General features: G+C 55.5%; 16 protein-coding genes and 1 pseudogene. 6 read left to right on the top strand and 11 right to left on the bottom strand.

The annotated features are described in order from the left end of the window. Positions 1 to 2 precede the first annotated feature (2 nt). Both dxs and ACQG1K_RS04910 read left to right on the top strand, forming a co-directional pair. Positions 3 to 1,865: a 1-deoxy-D-xylulose-5-phosphate synthase gene (gene dxs, locus ACQG1K_RS04915; protein WP_367075286.1), complete on the top strand. Its 1,863-nt coding sequence runs from the start codon at positions 3 to 5 to the stop codon at positions 1,863 to 1,865. A gap of 62 nt (positions 1,866 to 1,927) precedes the next feature. Beyond that, positions 1,928 to 2,902, top strand: a complete 975-nt coding sequence (locus ACQG1K_RS04910) for an aldo/keto reductase (protein ID WP_022647227.1) — start codon at positions 1,928 to 1,930, stop codon at positions 2,900 to 2,902. A gap of 69 nt (positions 2,903 to 2,971) precedes the next feature. On the opposite strand, the gene thiL is transcribed toward ACQG1K_RS04910, so the two are convergent. The 5 genes from thiL to nrdR form a co-directional block, all read right to left on the bottom strand. Next, positions 2,972 to 3,943: a thiamine-phosphate kinase gene (gene thiL, locus ACQG1K_RS04905; RefSeq protein WP_022647226.1), complete on the bottom strand. Its 972-nt coding sequence runs from the start codon at positions 3,941 to 3,943 to the stop codon at positions 2,972 to 2,974. Positions 3,944 to 4,020: 77 nt separating this feature from the next. Next, the gene (gene nusB, locus ACQG1K_RS04900) at positions 4,021 to 4,440 is read right to left on the bottom strand and encodes a transcription antitermination factor NusB (protein WP_006809908.1); all 420 of its coding nucleotides are present in this window, start codon (positions 4,438 to 4,440) and stop codon (positions 4,021 to 4,023) included. Between the two features lie 21 nt (positions 4,441 to 4,461). Further along, entirely contained in the window at positions 4,462 to 4,932 is a 471-nt protein-coding gene (ribH, locus tag ACQG1K_RS04895) for a 6,7-dimethyl-8-ribityllumazine synthase (protein WP_003859098.1), read from the bottom strand. A gap of 87 nt (positions 4,933 to 5,019) precedes the next feature. Then, positions 5,020 to 6,123, bottom strand: coding sequence for a bifunctional diaminohydroxyphosphoribosylaminopyrimidine deaminase/5-amino-6-(5-phosphoribosylamino)uracil reductase RibD (gene ribD / locus ACQG1K_RS04890; protein ID WP_022647225.1), 1,104 nt, complete (start codon positions 6,121 to 6,123; stop codon positions 5,020 to 5,022). 4 nt (positions 6,124 to 6,127) lie between these two features. Continuing rightward, positions 6,128 to 6,577, bottom strand: coding sequence for a transcriptional regulator NrdR (gene nrdR, locus ACQG1K_RS04885; protein WP_003859099.1), 450 nt, complete (start codon positions 6,575 to 6,577; stop codon positions 6,128 to 6,130). 152 nt (positions 6,578 to 6,729) lie between these two features. Here nrdR and ACQG1K_RS04880 point away from each other — a divergent pair, with 152 nt between their 5' ends. Then, on the top strand, positions 6,730 to 7,269 hold the full coding sequence (locus ACQG1K_RS04880) for a DUF3251 domain-containing protein (RefSeq protein ID WP_319854739.1): 540 nt from the start codon (positions 6,730 to 6,732) through the stop codon (positions 7,267 to 7,269). Positions 7,270 to 7,537: 268 nt separating this feature from the next. After that, complete coding sequence (locus ACQG1K_RS04875) at positions 7,538 to 8,422, top strand: nucleoside-specific channel-forming protein Tsx (protein WP_032621817.1); 885 nt, start codon at positions 7,538 to 7,540, stop codon at positions 8,420 to 8,422. Positions 8,423 to 8,510: 88 nt separating this feature from the next. On the opposite strand, the pseudogene ACQG1K_RS04870 reads toward ACQG1K_RS04875, so the two are convergent. The 6 genes and pseudogenes from ACQG1K_RS04870 to queA form a co-directional block, all read right to left on the bottom strand. Further along, a pseudogene (locus ACQG1K_RS04870) lies at positions 8,511 to 8,621 on the bottom strand (DNA-binding transcriptional regulator); the annotation flags it as partial. Between the two features lie 70 nt (positions 8,622 to 8,691). After that, positions 8,692 to 9,663 carry a protein translocase subunit SecF gene (secF, locus tag ACQG1K_RS04865; RefSeq protein ID WP_003859105.1) on the bottom strand — a complete coding sequence of 324 codons (972 nt, stop codon included), beginning with the start codon at positions 9,661 to 9,663 and terminating at the stop codon, positions 8,692 to 8,694. Between the two features lie 10 nt (positions 9,664 to 9,673). After that, on the bottom strand, positions 9,674 to 11,521 hold the full coding sequence (gene secD / locus ACQG1K_RS04860; RefSeq protein WP_032621613.1) for a protein translocase subunit SecD: 1,848 nt from the start codon (positions 11,519 to 11,521) through the stop codon (positions 9,674 to 9,676). A 27-nt stretch (positions 11,522 to 11,548) separates the two neighbouring features. After that, positions 11,549 to 11,881, bottom strand: coding sequence for a preprotein translocase subunit YajC (yajC, locus tag ACQG1K_RS04855; protein ID WP_003859109.1), 333 nt, complete (start codon positions 11,879 to 11,881; stop codon positions 11,549 to 11,551). 22 nt (positions 11,882 to 11,903) lie between these two features. Beyond that, on the bottom strand, positions 11,904 to 13,031 hold the full coding sequence (tgt, locus tag ACQG1K_RS04850) for a tRNA guanosine(34) transglycosylase Tgt (protein WP_003859110.1): 1,128 nt from the start codon (positions 13,029 to 13,031) through the stop codon (positions 11,904 to 11,906). 54 nt (positions 13,032 to 13,085) lie between these two features. After that, entirely contained in the window at positions 13,086 to 14,156 is a 1,071-nt protein-coding gene (gene queA, locus ACQG1K_RS04845; protein ID WP_022647221.1) for a tRNA preQ1(34) S-adenosylmethionine ribosyltransferase-isomerase QueA, read from the bottom strand. Positions 14,157 to 14,248: 92 nt separating this feature from the next. On the opposite strand from queA, the gene acpH reads away from it, so the two are divergent. After that, complete coding sequence (acpH, locus tag ACQG1K_RS04840) at positions 14,249 to 14,830, top strand: ACP phosphodiesterase (protein WP_022647220.1); 582 nt, start codon at positions 14,249 to 14,251, stop codon at positions 14,828 to 14,830. Between the two features lie 127 nt (positions 14,831 to 14,957). Beyond that, complete coding sequence (locus tag ACQG1K_RS04835) at positions 14,958 to 15,560, top strand: peroxiredoxin C (protein WP_003859113.1); 603 nt, start codon at positions 14,958 to 14,960, stop codon at positions 15,558 to 15,560. Positions 15,561 to 15,591 lie beyond the last annotated feature (31 nt).

Below are 15,591 nucleotides of genomic sequence, written 5' to 3'. Positions count from 1 at the left end.
TGATGAGTTTTGATATTGCCAAATACCCGACACTGGCGTTAGTTGACTCCACTCAGGAGTTACGTCTGTTGCCGAAAGAGAGTCTGCCGAAGCTGTGTGACGAGCTGCGTCGCTACCTGCTCGACAGCGTTAGCCGCTCCAGCGGCCACTTCGCCTCCGGACTTGGCACGGTTGAGCTGACCGTGGCGTTGCATTACGTCTATAACACGCCGTTCGATCAGCTGATCTGGGATGTTGGCCACCAGGCCTATCCGCACAAAATTCTGACCGGACGTCGCGATAAGATTGGCACCATTCGCCAGAAAGGCGGCCTGCATCCGTTCCCGTGGCGCGGCGAGAGCGAGTTTGACGTGTTAAGCGTCGGCCACTCTTCCACCTCCATTTCTGCGGGCATTGGTATTGCCGTTGCCGCCGAAAAAGAGAATAAGCAACGCCGTACCGTCTGCGTGATTGGTGACGGGGCGATCACCGCCGGGATGGCTTTTGAGGCCATGAACCACGCGGGCGATATCAAACCGGACATGCTGGTGATCCTCAACGATAACGAAATGTCGATCTCCGAGAACGTCGGCGCGCTGAATAACCATCTGGCGCAGCTGCTGTCCGGTAAGCTTTACTCCTCACTGCGCGAAGGCGGGAAAAAAGTCTTCTCCGGCGTACCGCCGATCAAAGAGCTGCTTAAGCGTACCGAAGAACATATCAAAGGCATGGTCGTGCCGGGTACGCTGTTCGAAGAGCTGGGCTTTAACTATATTGGCCCGGTGGATGGCCACGATGTGCTGGGCCTGGTGACGACGCTTAAAAATATGCGCGACCTGAAAGGCCCGCAGTTCCTGCACATCATGACCAAAAAAGGGCGTGGTTACGAACCGGCGGAAAAAGATCCGATCACCTTCCACGCGGTGCCCAAGTTCGACCATACCAGCGGTTGTCTGCCGAAAAGCAGCGGCGGAATGCCGAGCTACTCAAAAATCTTTGGCGACTGGCTGTGCGAAACGGCGGCGAAAGACAACACGCTGATGGCGGTGACGCCTGCCATGCGTGAAGGCTCCGGCATGGTCGAGTTTTCCAAAAAGTACCCGGACCAGTATTTCGACGTTGCCATTGCCGAGCAGCACGCGGTGACCTTCGCAGCGGGCCTGGCGATTGGCGGCTACAAGCCGGTGGTAGCGATTTACTCTACCTTCCTGCAACGCGCCTACGATCAAGTGATCCATGACGTTGCCATCCAGAAGCTGCCGGTGCTGTTTGCTATCGACCGTGCGGGCATCGTGGGGGCTGACGGCCAGACGCACCAGGGCGCGTTTGACCTCTCCTTCCTGCGCTGCATCCCGGACATGGTGATCATGACGCCAAGCGACGAAAACGAGTGTCGTCAGATGCTGTATACCGGTTACCACTATCAGGACGGTCCCTGTGCGGTACGTTATCCACGCGGCAATGCCCTTGGCGTTGAATTACGGCCGCTGGAAAAACTGGACATCGGTAAAGGTCTGGTGAAACGTAGCGGTGAAAAAGTGGCGATCCTGAACTTTGGTACGCTGATGCCGGAAGCGGCAAAAGTCGCTGAAACCCTGAATGCGACGCTCGTCGATATGCGATTTGTGAAGCCGCTCGATGAATCTCTGATTCTGAGCATGGCGGAAAGCCATGAGGTGCTGGTCACGCTGGAAGAGAACGCCATCATGGGTGGCGCGGGTAGCGGCGTGAACGAAGTGCTGATGGCGAACCGTAAAGTCGTTCCGGTGCTTAATCTCGGCCTGCCGGACCACTTCATCCCGCAAGGCACTCAGGACGAGGCGCGCGCCGACATTGGCCTGGACGCCGTCGGTATCGAAGCTAAAATCCGCACCTGGCTGGCCTGATCCCTCCCCTTTTCTGCTCCTGCTATGCTTAAACGTATTGTTTAAACAGCAGGAGCGGAACCATGCAATACACGACATTAGGAAAAACAGACCTCAAGGTGTCCCGGCTTTGCCTGGGCTGCATGACGTTTGGCGAGCCTGACCGGGGAAATCACGCCTGGACGCTGCCGGAAGAGAGCAGCCGCCCTATCATTAAGCGCGCCATCGATGGCGGCATCAACTTCTTCGATACCGCCAACAGCTACTCCGACGGCAGCAGCGAAGAGATTGTGGGCCGCGCCCTGCGAGATTTTGCCCGTCGGGATGAGATTGTGGTCGCCACCAAAGTGTATTACCCGTCAGGCGATCTGGCGGAAGGCCTTTCTCGCGCACAGATCCTGCGCTCCATTGATGACAGCCTCAGACGCCTGAATATGGATTACGTCGACCTGCTGCAAATTCACCGCTGGGATTACAACACGCCGATCGAAGAGACGCTTGAAGCGTTGAACGACGTCGTGAAAGCCGGTAAAGCGCGCTACATCGGCGCATCGTCCATGCATGCCTCACAGTTTGCTCAGGCGCTCGATCTCCAGGCGCAGCATGGCTGGGCGCGCTTTGTCACTATGCAGGATCACTACAACCTGATCTACCGGGAAGAAGAACGCGAGATGCTGCCGCTCTGCTACCAGGAAGGCGTGGCGGTGATCCCGTGGAGCCCGCTGGCGCGCGGAAGGTTAACCCGTCCGTGGGGTGAAACTACCGCCCGGCTGGTATCGGATGAAGTAGGTAAAAATCTGTATGACGATACAGAAGCCAGCGATGCGTTGATTGCCGAACGATTAGCCGGGATCGCCGACGATATCGGTGCAACGCGCGCACAGGTTGCGCTGGCGTGGCTGCTGAGCAAGCGCGGTGTCGCCGCGCCGATTGTGGGCACATCGCGGGAAGAACAGCTGGACGAGTTGTTGAGTGCGGTGGACTTATCGTTGACGCCGGAGCAGATTGCCGAGCTGGAGACGCCGTATCAGCAACATCCGGTGGTAGGGTTTAAATAAACAATTCAGGGAACAAAATCCGTAGGCCGGGTAAGCGCAGCGCCACCCGGCAATACAGAGCGCACAAAATTACGCGAAGTGATCGTACCCTTTCCAGTCAAGCGTAACCGGGGCGCCGTCGCGGACAAACAGCAGCCCTTCACTTTCCGGCATCACCTGCCCGATGCAGGTAAATTTCGCCCCCAGATGCGCTAACGCCACATCCAGCGTCCCGCGATTCAGCTCGGGAACGGTAAAGCACAGCTCATAATCTTCCCCACCGGATAGTGCCCAGCGCAGCGCCTGTTCAGGATCGGCATGGCGACGCAACGGCTCTGACAGTGGGAACAGATCCAGATCGATCCGTGCGCCCACGCCACTGGCCTTCAGGATATGGCCGAGATCGGAGATCAGCCCGTCAGAGAGATCGATAGCAGAACTGGCCCGCTCGCGCAGCGCCTGACCGTGCAAAATACGCGGCGTGGGCCGCAGGTGGCGCTTCACCAGGTACGCCGCATCGTCAGCATCTTCAACTGCTAAACGGTTCTGAAGGATCGCCAGCCCGGCCGCGCTATCCCCCGGCGTACCGGTCACGTAGATCCAGTCGCCCGGTTTTGCGCCCGAACGCTTCAGCGCGCGCCCCGCTGGCACATAGCCGTGGATTGCCAGGGTCATCGACAGCGGCCCGGCGGTGGTATCACCGCCAATCAGCTGCATATCGTAATAATTCAGCTGTTCAAACAGGGCATCGCTGAAGGCTTCAAGCCAGGCTTCATCCACCTCCGGCAGGGTCAGAGCCAGCGTCAGCCAGGCCGGGTCGGCGCCCATTGCCGCCAGATCGCTAACGTTGACCGCCAGCGCCTTATACGCCAGGTCGGCAGGATCGATATCGGGCAGGAAGTGACGCCCACATACTAAGGTGTCGGTGCTGATTGCCAGCGTCTGTTTTTCGGGAATATTGAGTAGTGCACAATCATCGCCAATGCCGGTTTCAACATCAAGACGAGAGGTTCTGACACGGTCGAAATAACGGGCAATCAGGGAGAATTCGCCGCATGCCATACGTTATGCCTCAGCAAATAAAAGAAAAAACCGGAGCCGCACTGCCAAAAAGGCAATGCAAGACTCCGGTTTGCGGATCACTTTTTGTGGGGACGGATCGCAGGTGCGGCTTTATCCAGCACGCCGTTTACAAACTTGTGGCTGTCTTCAGCGCCGAAGGTTTTTGCCAGTTCGATCGCTTCGTTGATGGCCACTTTGTACGGCACATCATCACGTTTAGACAGCTCAAACAGCGCGATACGCAACACTGCTTTTTCGACCTGGCCCAGCTCTTCGAGCAGACGGGACAGGTATGGCTTCATCAGACCATCGAGATACGCGCTATTAGTCGCCACTCCCGACAGCAGTTCACGGAAGTACAGAACGTCAACGTCTTTCACGTCCTGTTCTGACAGGAACTGGTATTCAACATCAGCGATGTCGTTCTGGGACAACTGCCAGGAGTAAAGTGCCTGGACGGCACATTCACGGGCGCGGCGACGAGCAGCAGGTTTCACGGAATTCCCCTTACAAAAAAATCAGGCCTTGATGGCTTTCAATACATTGATCATTTCAAGCGCGGTCAGTGCAGCTTCTGCACCTTTGTTACCGGCTTTGGTGCCAGCACGTTCGATGGCTTGTTCAATACTTTCGGTAGTCAGTACGCCGAACGCGACAGGAATTTCAGCATCCTGTGCAACGTGCGCCAGACCATTGCTTGCACCGCCCGCAACGTATTCGAAGTGCGCAGTGCCGCCACGAATAACAGTACCCAGTGCAATCACCGCGTCGTATTTACCGGTTTTCGCCAGCGCGCCCGCTGCCAGTGGTAGTTCGTAAGCACCTGGTACCCAAACGACGGTAATGTTGTCATCTTTAACCTGGCCGATACGTTTCAGGGCGTCAACCGCACCTTCCAGCAGGCTGTCGTTGATGAAGTTGTTGAAACGCGCAATGGTGATGGCGACGCGAGCGTCCGGGGTAGCTACAGCAGCTTCAATAATGTTCATACTCTTCCTTTACGGGTTCATTTGGCCCCGCAGGGGGGCGGATTTTATCATAATACTTTGCGCACTGCTTCCCTATTTCAGGAGCAATTACGCTGTCGTTAAATGGAGGCAGACATCCGGGCCTACCGGACGAATCTCGCTGAATGAGAGTTGCGGCGCATCGGCCAGTTTTTCAAGGCCGGGCAGCACAAACAGGCCGCGCGCGTCGTTACCTAACAGTTTAGGCGCAACGTAGACCAGAAGCTCATCCACCAGCCCTGCCTGGAGCAGCGCGCCGGCGAGCGTCGGACCGGCTTCGACCCAGATGCTGTTGACCTGCTGTTTGCCGAGCAGCATCATCAGCACCACCAGATCGAGATGCCCGTTGTGCTCCGGTACCATAATGCTGCGCACGCCTTGCGGCCATTCGCGCGTATCTTCTTTGGTGCGGGCAATCCAGGTTTCCCCCGGCTGCTGCACGATGCGGTGTTCCGGCGTCACGCGGTTCTGGCTATCAATAATAATGCGCAGCGGCTGACGCAGGTTCTCCTGCGGATAGAGTGCCTGGGTATCGGCATTCAGCTCATCCCAGCGCACGGTCAGGACCGGATCGTCAGCCAGCACCGTTTCACTGCTGGTGAGAATAGCATGGCTTTGTGCGCGCAGACGTTGCACATCGCGCCTTGCCTGTGGCGAGGTGATCCACTGGCTCTCGCCGTTCGCCATCGCCGTGCGGCCATCCAGTGACGCGCCAAGCTTAAGCTGGATAAACGGGAAACCGGTGCGCATACGCTTCAGGAAGCCTTTGTTGATGGCTTCGGCATCCTGCATCATCAGGCCGTGACTGACGTCGATCCCTTCCTGTTGCAGACGATACAGCCCGCGGCCCGCCACCTGCGGGTTAGGATCCTGCATGGCGGCGACAACGCGCGAGACTCCCGCCGCAATCAGTGCTTCGCAGCACGGAGGCGTGCGCCCGTGATGACTGCATGGCTCCAGCGTCACGTAAGCCGTCGCGCCACGCGCTCTCTCCCCCGCCATGCGCAGGGCATGCACTTCAGCGTGCGGCTCGCCTGCGCGGTAGTGAAAACCTTCACCCACGATCTCGCCATCTTTAACAATGACGCACCCGACATTAGGGTTAGGGTGAGTGGTAAACCGACCGCGCTGCGCCAGCTTCATGGCTCTCGCCATGTACATCTCGTCCTGCATAGGCTTAATCCTGTAAGCGGGCGATCTCTTCGCCAAACTCTTTAATGTCTTCGAAGCTGCGGTAAACGGAGGCGAAGCGAATATAGGCGACTTTATCGAGCTTTTTCAGCTGTTCCATCACCAGGTTACCGATCATTTTGCTCGGCACTTCGCGCTCACCTAGCCCCCGCAGATAAGATTTAATATGATTTAACGCCATTTCGACGTCATCGGAGCTGACGGGCCGTTTTTCCAGCGCCTTGAGCATCCCGCTACGCAGTTTTTCTTCATTGAACGGTTCGCGCACATCGTTACTTTTTACCACGCGCGGCATTACCAGCTCTGCCACCTCGAAGGTGGTAAAACGCTCGTTGCACACCAGACACTGCCGACGACGACGCACGGAAGACCCTTCGCCTACAAGACGTGAGTCGATGACTTTGGTATCCACAGCGGAGCAAAATGGGCAATGCATACGATGTCCCTGTTATCTGGTTAACTGATTTCTATTTTACCCTGAACTGGCCCGACAACAAAGGAAGAGCTTTTTGAGACAAAGGATCTATGCCTGACGGCATTATCCTGTCTACCATTGCAGCAATCTGTGATTTCAAGGAATTAAACGCAATGACAAGACGTTACCTGAAAATAGTGCTGGTGGGGAGCCTGTTCACGCTTAGCGCCTGCGCACAGCAAAGCGAAGTCCGCGAGATGAAACAAAGCGTGAATACGCTTAACGTGGCGATGGACAAACTTAATAAAGAAACCGTGAAGATCACCCAGCAGAACGCGCTGAATGCCAAATCCAGCAATGGCGTTTATTTATTGCCGGGCGCAAACACGCCCGCGCGTCTGAACAGCCAGATTGGCACACTAAGAATGTCTCTGGTGAATGTTGCAGCGAATGCCGATGGTACGCGCGCAACATTACGCATTCAGGGTGAATCCAACGATCCGCTTCCCGCCTTCAGCGGCACCGTAGAGTGGGGCCAGATTCAGGGCACCACGGAGAGCTATCAGGAGGTGAATGTGAAGAATGAGCTCTTCACCGCCCCCGCCAGCACGCTGGCACCGAGCGATGTTGATATCCCGCTCCAGCTGAGCGGACTGACGCCAGAACAGTTGGGCTTTATCCGCATTCACGACATTCAACCTGCCGCGCAATAACCCGCCCTTTTAGCGGAGTGAAATGTCACTCCGCTAACATTTACATTTCGTATGGATTGGCAACATAAATGATTGCCGCTACAATCCCGGCCGTTTAAAGTACGCAAACGTGAACGCAATCGATTACGTATGTGAGAGATATGTGAAACAACACATATTTTTGTGAGCAAGGATTCCTATAATAGGCTCCGCAGAAACACGAAATATTTAGAAACGCAATTCGCGCATTTTTCACTCCCGGAAGGGAATTTCAATCAGTGGCATGATTATGAAAAAAACATTACTCGCAGCTGGCGCCGTGCTGGCACTGTCCTCCTCTTTCACTGTTAACGCAGCGGAAAACGACAAACCACAATACCTCTCCGACTGGTGGCACCAGAGCGTTAACGTGGTAGGCAGCTACCACACCCGTTTCGGGCCGCAGATCCGCAACGATACCTACCTGGAATACGAAGCGTTTGCCAAGAAAGACTGGTTTGATTTCTACGGCTACGTCGATCTGCCGGTATTCTTCGGCGGTAACTCCGATGCGAAAGGTATCTGGAACAATGGCTCCCCGCTGTTCATGGAAATCGAACCGCGTTTCTCTATCGACAAACTGACCGGCACCAGCCTGGCGTTTGGTCCGTTCAAAGAGTGGTACTTCGCGAACAACTACATCTATGACATGGGTCGCAACGATTCTCAGGAACAGAGCACCTGGTATATGGGTCTGGGTACTGACATCGAAACCGGCCTGCCAATGAGCCTGTCACTGAACGTGTATGCGAAATACCAGTGGCAGAACTATGGCGCATCAAATGAGAACGAGTGGGATGGCTACCGTTTCAAAGTGAAATACTTTGTGCCAATCACTCAACTGTGGGGCGGTAACCTGAGCTATATCGGCTTCACTAACTTTGACTGGGGTTCAGACCTGGGCGACGATAACTTCTATGACAACAACGGGAAGCATGCTCGTACCAGTAACTCCATCGCCTCCAGCCACATTCTGGCGCTGAACTACGATCACTGGCACTACTCTGTTGTTGCGCGTTACTGGCACAACGGTGGCCAGTGGAACGACGACGCCAGCCTGAACTTCGGCAACGGCGACTTCAGCGTACGTTCTACCGGTTGGGGTGGTTACCTGGTCGTGGGTTACAACTTCTAACCTGTGCGGACTTCGCCCGGTGGCGCTGCGCTTGCCGGGCCTACGATCCGAATGTAGGCCGGGTAAGGCGTAGTCGCCACCCGGCTTTTTACTGCTTCACCTTCCGCAAAAAATCTGCCAGAGCTCTGTCCGCACTTTCGCTAAAGCGTCTCTCCGTCTGCACAATATTGAGGCACCTGTCGAGCCGGAAGCAGCGATATGCATACTGTCAGGAATAGACAAAAAAAATCCCGGCCAGCAGGCCGGGATTTCGATACCGCATAAGACTCTTACGGCAGAATGGACGGCTGATCCGCCCCTTCTTTCTCGACTTTCTGCTGGATCAGATGCTCGCGCTTCATGCCCAGCTTCAGCGCCAGCGCGGACGCGACGTAGATAGACGAGGCCGTACCGATAGACACACCGATCAGCATGGTCAGCGAGAAGCCTTCCAGCACCGGGCCACCGAACAGGAACAGCATCAGGATCACCATCAGGGTGGTGCCGGAGGTGATCAACGTACGGTGCAGCGTCTGGGTCAACGACACGTTAAAGATTTCGTACGGCGTGCCGCGACGGATCTTACGGAAGTTTTCACGAATACGGTCAGATACCACGATACTGTCGTTCAGTGAGTAACCGATAACGGACATCAGGGATGCCACAATCGTCAGGTCAATCTCAATGTGGAAGAGAGACAGTATGCCCATGGTGATCACCACGTCGTGCGCCAGAGCGATAACCACGCCTGCCGCCAGTCGCCACTCAAAGCGGAAACCGACGTAAATCAGAATCGAGATCAGCGCCACCAGCAGCGCCATCGCACCGGTCTGCGCCAGGTCAGCACCAACGCTCGGGCCGACAAACTCAATACGCTTAACCGTTGCATCCTGGCTGGTCGTTTCGTTAATAACCTGAACGACCTTGCTGCCCAGCTCCTGGCTGCCGTTGGCATCGTGTACCGGCGGCATACGCACCATGATGTCGCGGCTGCTGCCGAAGTTCTGTAGCAACGGCTCTTCAAAGCCCGCTTTTTGCAGAGACTCACGCATCTGGTCCATATCGACCGGTTTTTCCAGGGTAATTTCGATCACCGTACCACCGGTGAAATCCAGACCCCAGTTAAAGCCTTTCACGCCCATAATGACGATGGACAAAATCAGCAGAAAACCTGAAATGCCGAAGGCCCAGTAGTCCCAGCGCATAAAGTCCCAGACTTTACGGCCGTGGTTCAATTGTTCAACAGTATATTCCTGTGCCACAACGCACTCCTCAGATAGACAGCTTTTTGACGCGCTTGCCGCCGTACAGCAGGTTCACGATGGCACGGGTGCCGACAATAGCGGTAAACATCGACGTTGCGACACCGATACCGGTAGTAATCGCAAAGCCTTTGATCGCGCCAGTACCCACTGCATACAGGATAAGAACCTTAATCAGTGTTGTTACGTTCGCATCGAAGATGGAGCTGAACGCCCCTTTGTAGCCTTCTTCAATCGCCTGCTGTACAGAACGACCGTTGCTCAGCTCTTCTTTAATACGTTCGTTTATCAGTACGTTGGCGTCGACCGCCACCGCAAGGGTTAGAACGATACCCGCGATACCCGGCATGGTTAGCGTCGCCCCCGGCAGCAGGGACATGATACCGATGATCAGCACCAGGTTAGCAATCAGCGCGGAGGTCGCAATCAGGCCGAACTTCTTATAGAAGAAGATCATGAAGATGATGGACACCGCCAGACCGGCCAGACACGCTTCCAGACCCTGCTTGATGTTCTGCATACCCAGGGTTGGACCGATGGTACGCTCTTCAACAATCTGAATTGGCGCAATCAGCGCACCGGCACGCAGCAGCAGAGAGAGCTGACGCGCTTCGTTCGGGTTGCTGATACCGGTAATACGGAAGCTGTTACCCAGACGAGACTGGATGTTGGCGATGTTAATCACCTCTTCCTCTTTCACCAGCACGGCACGGCCATTGGCGTCTTTCTTACCGCTGTCTTTGTACTCCACGAACAGGGTCGCCATCGGCTTGCCGATGTTGTCCTTGGTGAAGTTAGACATGATGTTGCCACCTGCGCTGTCCAGCGAGATGTTAACCTGCGGCTGGTTGTACTCATCCTGGCTTGAAGTGGAGTCGGTGATATGGTCACCGGTCAGGATCACGCGTTTGTACAGCACAACCGGCTGGCCTTCGCGGGTCTGTTTCACTTCGGAATCGCCCGGCACACGGCCTGAAGCCGCAGCAGCCTGGTCAACGTTGGCGTTAACCAGACGGAACTCCAGAGTCGCCGTCGCGCCCAGAATCTCTTTCGCACGGGCGGTATCCTGGATACCTGGCAGTTCGACCACGATACGGTCAGCACCCTGACGCTGTACAAGTGGTTCAGCCACGCCCAGCTGGTTTACACGGTTACGCAGAATGTTAATGTTCTGCTGAACGGCGTACTCACGTGCTTCACTCAGACGCGCGTCGGTCATTACCGCACGCAGCTGGTTGCTGCCCTGAGAGGTGATCACCAGATCGCGGTGACGCTGAGACAGATAGGTCACAGCCTGATCGCGTGCCGCGCTGTCGCGGAACGTGATGCTCATGCCGTAGTTATCTTCTTTACGTACGGTGGTGTACGGAATGCCTTTATCGCGCAGATCGCTGCGCAGGCTGTCGATATTCTGTTCCTGTAGCTTGCCGAGCGCGGTATCCATATCCACTTCCATCAGGAAGTGAACGCCGCCACGCAGGTCAAGACCCAGTTTCATTGGCTCTGCGTTCAGCGCAGCCAGCCAGCGTGGGGTTGCAGGAGCAAGGTTAAGCGCCACGACATATTTATCACCCAGCACGCCCATCAGCGCTTCACGTGCGCGGAGCTGCGTGTCGGTGGTGTCGAAGCGAGCAAGAATTGCGCCCTCTTCCAGTGCCACAGACTTAGCGGTAATTTTTTCTTCTTGTAACGTTTTCTGGACCTGGATCAGCGTTTGCTCACTGGCGGCGACACCGCGCGCGCCAGTGATTTGAACGGCCGGATCCTCACCATACAGGTTGGGAAGCGCGTACAGCAGGCCGACGATAATCACGACGACCAGCATGATGTACTTCCACAAAGGATAACGGTTTAACACGGCAGTTCCCTTTGGGAAAAGTTGGGATTACAGCGCCTTCATGGTGCCTTTCGGCAGAACGGCAGCTACGAAGTCACGTTTGATAACCACTTCAGTGGTGTCGTTCAGGGCGATAGCAATGTAGCCGTTTTCCGCTACTTTGGTTACGCGACCCACCAGGCCACCATTGGTCAGGACTTCATCGCCCTTCGCGATGGAGTTCATCAGGTTTTTGTGCTCTTTAGTACGCTTCTGCTGTGGACGCAGGATCATGAAGTAGAAGATCAGACCGAACACAACCAGCATCAGAATCAGAGACATCGGGCTGCCCTGCGCTGGTGCACCCGTTGCTGCTACCGCATCAGAAATAAAAAAGCTCATTCAAATTCCCTCATTATTAAAATTAATCAACGTTCAACGGTGGAACATCCCGCCCCTGACGTTGGTAGAAATCGGTCACGAAGCTCTCTAATTTACCCTCTTCGATAGCCTTACGTAAACCAGCCATTAAGCGCTGATAATAACGAAGATTATGAATGGTATTGAGACGCGCCCCCAAAATCTCGTTGCAACGATCGAGATGATGCAGATACGCGCGAGAATAATTGCGACAGGTATAGCAATCGCACTCGGAATCGAGCGGGCTGGTGTCACTCTTATGCTTAGCGTTACGGATTTTCACCACGCCATCGGTAACGAACAGATGACCGTTACGTGCGTTTCGGGTTGGCATAACGCAGTCGAACATATCAATGCCGCGACGTACGCCTTCCACCAGATCTTCTGGTTTACCCACACCCATCAGGTATCGTGGTTTATCCGCCGGGATTTGCGGGCAGACATGCTCCAGAATACGGTGCATATCTTCCTTCGGCTCACCCACAGCCAAACCGCCGACAGCGTAGCCATCAAAGCCTATCTCTACCAGACCTTTAACCGAGATATCGCGTAAATCTTCGTAAACGCTGCCCTGGATAATGCCGAACAGCGCATTTTTGTTTTGCAGGGAGTCAAAACGGTCGCGGCTACGCTTCGCCCAACGCAGGGACATCTCCATGGAACGTTTGGCATAGTCCCAGTCCGCCGGGTATGGCGTACATTCGTCGAAGATCATCACAATATCGGAGCCGAGATCGTACTGAATCTCCATAGACTTTTCCGGATCGAGGAAGATTGGATCGCCGTTGATCGGGTTACGAAAGTGTACGCCCTGCTCGGTGATCTTACGGATATCGCCCAGGCTGAAGACCTGGAAACCGCCGGAGTCGGTGAGGATGGGGCCTTTCCACTGCATGAAGTCGTGCAGGTCTCCGTGGAGCTTCATGATCTCCTGGCCTGGACGCAGCCACAGGTGGAAGGTGTTGCCGAGAATAATCTGTGCGCCAGTGGCTTCAACTTCTTCCGGCGTCATTCCTTTTACGGTGCCGTACGTGCCCACAGGCATAAACGCGGGGGTTTCTACCACGCCGCGATCAAACACCAGGCGACCGCGACGCGCGCGGCCATCGGTGGTATCGAGTTCAAATTTCATTTTTTTCTCCGACGTCAGAAAAACAGTCCAACGTTGTAACACGGTGCCGCGGACTTATTCCCCGACACGCTCATTCAAAGCCTGCGGATTGTACGTGATAAACATCGCGTCACCGTAGCTAAAAAAGCGATATTTTTGTTCTACCGCAGACTTGTAGGCGTTCATCGTATGCTGATACCCCGCAAACGCGGAGACCAGCATAATCAGCGTCGATTCAGGCAGATGGAAGTTGGTCACCAGCGCATCAATGACTTTGTACTGATAGCCCGGGTAGATAAAGATCTGCGTATCGCCAAAGAAGGGCTCAATCAGCTCTTTTTTCGCGGCCTGCGCAGCGCTCTCAAGGGAACGTACCGACGTTGTACCGACGGCCACGACGCGGCTACCGCGCGCTTTCGCTGCCAGCACCGCATCAACCACCTCCTGCGGCACTTCGGCATACTCAGAGTGCATGATGTGGTCTTCGATGCTGTCCACGCGCACCGGCTGGAACGTCCCCGCGCCGACGTGCAGCGTCACGAAGGCCATCTCAATACCCTTGGCGCGCAACTTTTCCAGCAGCGGTTCATCAAAGTGCAGGCCCGCCGTTGGCGCTGCCACTGCGCCAGGCTTCTGGCTGTAGACGGTCTGATACAGCTCGCGGTCGGCTTCTTCATCCGGGCGTTCAATGTACGGCGGCAGCGGCATGTGGCCGATGGCGTTGAGGATATCAAGCACCGTGCGCTCGTCGTTAAACTCCACCTCGAACAGCGCGTCGTGACGCGCGGTCATGGTCGCTTTGATGCTCTCGTCATCACCCAGCAGCAGTTCAGCGCCCGGCTTCGGCGCTTTGGATGCGCGAATATGTGCCAGAATACGTTTATCATCGAGCATACGTTCGACCAGCACCTCAATCTTGCCGCCGCTGGCTTTACGGCCAAACAGACGCGCTGGGATCACGCGGGTATTGTTAAAGACCAGCAGATCGCCAGGGTTGAGCTTGTCGAGCAGATCGGTGAAAGTACCGTGCGTCAGCGCGCCCGTTGGCCCGTCCAGTGACAGCAAGCGACAGCTGCTACGCTCAGGCATGGGGTAGTGAGCAATCAGGGATTCAGGTAGTTCAAAGGAGAAATCGGCGACGCGCATGACGTATACTCGTGACTTAAAAACAGGCGGCATAGTCTAGTGCTCACACCCTTTTGCTGCAACAACTAGCCGCCACCGGACGAATAAAACGCATGAATTTTCTCGCTCACCTGCATCTCGCTCACCTCGCGGACAGCTCCCTCTCCGGCAATTTGCTGGCCGATTTCGTACGCGGCAACCCCGCGGAAGATTATTCCCCCGAGGTTATCGACGGGATTTTTATGCACCGCCGCATCGACGTGCTGACCGATAACCTGCCGGAAGTGACGGAAGCCAAAGCCTGGTTCCGCCCCGAAACGCGACGCGTGGCGCCGATCACGCTCGACGTCATGTGGGATCATTTCCTGTCGCGCCACTGGTCCCAGCTGTCGCCTGATATGTCGCTGCCTGAGTTTGTGCGCTACGCCCACGCGCAGGTGTCGATCATTTTGCCGGACTCCCCACCGCGCTTTGTGAATCTGAATAACTATCTGTGGTCTGAACGCTGGCTGGAGCGTTACCGCGAGATGGATTTCATTCAGAACGTGCTCAACGGCATGGCCAGCCGTCGACCGCGTCTGGACGCGCTGCGCGACTCCTGGCACGACCTGGACAAACATTATGACGCGCTGGAAACGCGCTTCTGGCAGTTCTACCCGCGCATGATGGCGCAGGCGAAAAATAAAGAACTGTGATGCCGGTTCGATTGATAGGTAAAAGCTGGTGGAACGATTGTTACCACCTCTTTGTCTTATTCCCGCGCTGCCTCTATACTGGCCCGCGTTGCGTTCCAAATAACCTTAGTATCTACAGGAGAATCATATGGTTCTGGTAACTCGTCCGGCTCCGGATTTTACAGCTGCCGCCGTTCTGGGCAACGGTGAAATCGTTGAAAACTTCAACTTCAAACAGCACACCAACGGTAAAGCGACCGTTCTGTTCTTCTGGCCAATGGACTTCACTTTCGTTTGCCCGTCTGAGCTGATCGCGTTCGACAAACGTTACGAAGAATTCCAGAAGCGTGGCGTGGAAGTGGTTGGCGTCTCCTTCGACTCTGAATTTGTACACAACGCATGGCGTAACACCCCTGTCGAAAACGGCGGCATCGGTGCGGTGAAATACGCGATGGTTGCGGACATCAAACGCGAAATCCAGCAGGCTTACGGTATCGAACATCCGGACGCTGGCGTTGCGCTGCGTGGTTCTTTCCTGATCGACGCGAACGGCATCGTTCGTCACCAGGTTGTGAACGATCTGCCGCTGGGTCGTAACATCGACGAAATGCTGCGCATGGTTGACGCGCTCCAGTTCCACGAAGAGCACGGTGAAGTGTGCCCGGCTCAGTGGGAAAAAGGTAAAGAAGGTATGGCGGCTTCCCCAGACGGCGTAGCTAAATACCTGTCTGAGAACGTATCCAGCCTGTAATCGGCACGGTTTACGAAAAAAACCCGCGACT

Origin of the sequence: Enterobacter cloacae complex sp. 402C9 (assembly GCF_050030745.1) — a bacterium.
Lineage (GTDB): Bacteria > Pseudomonadota > Gammaproteobacteria > Enterobacterales > Enterobacteriaceae > Enterobacter > Enterobacter intestinihominis.
This window is presented reverse-complemented; position numbering and strand designations above follow the sequence as displayed.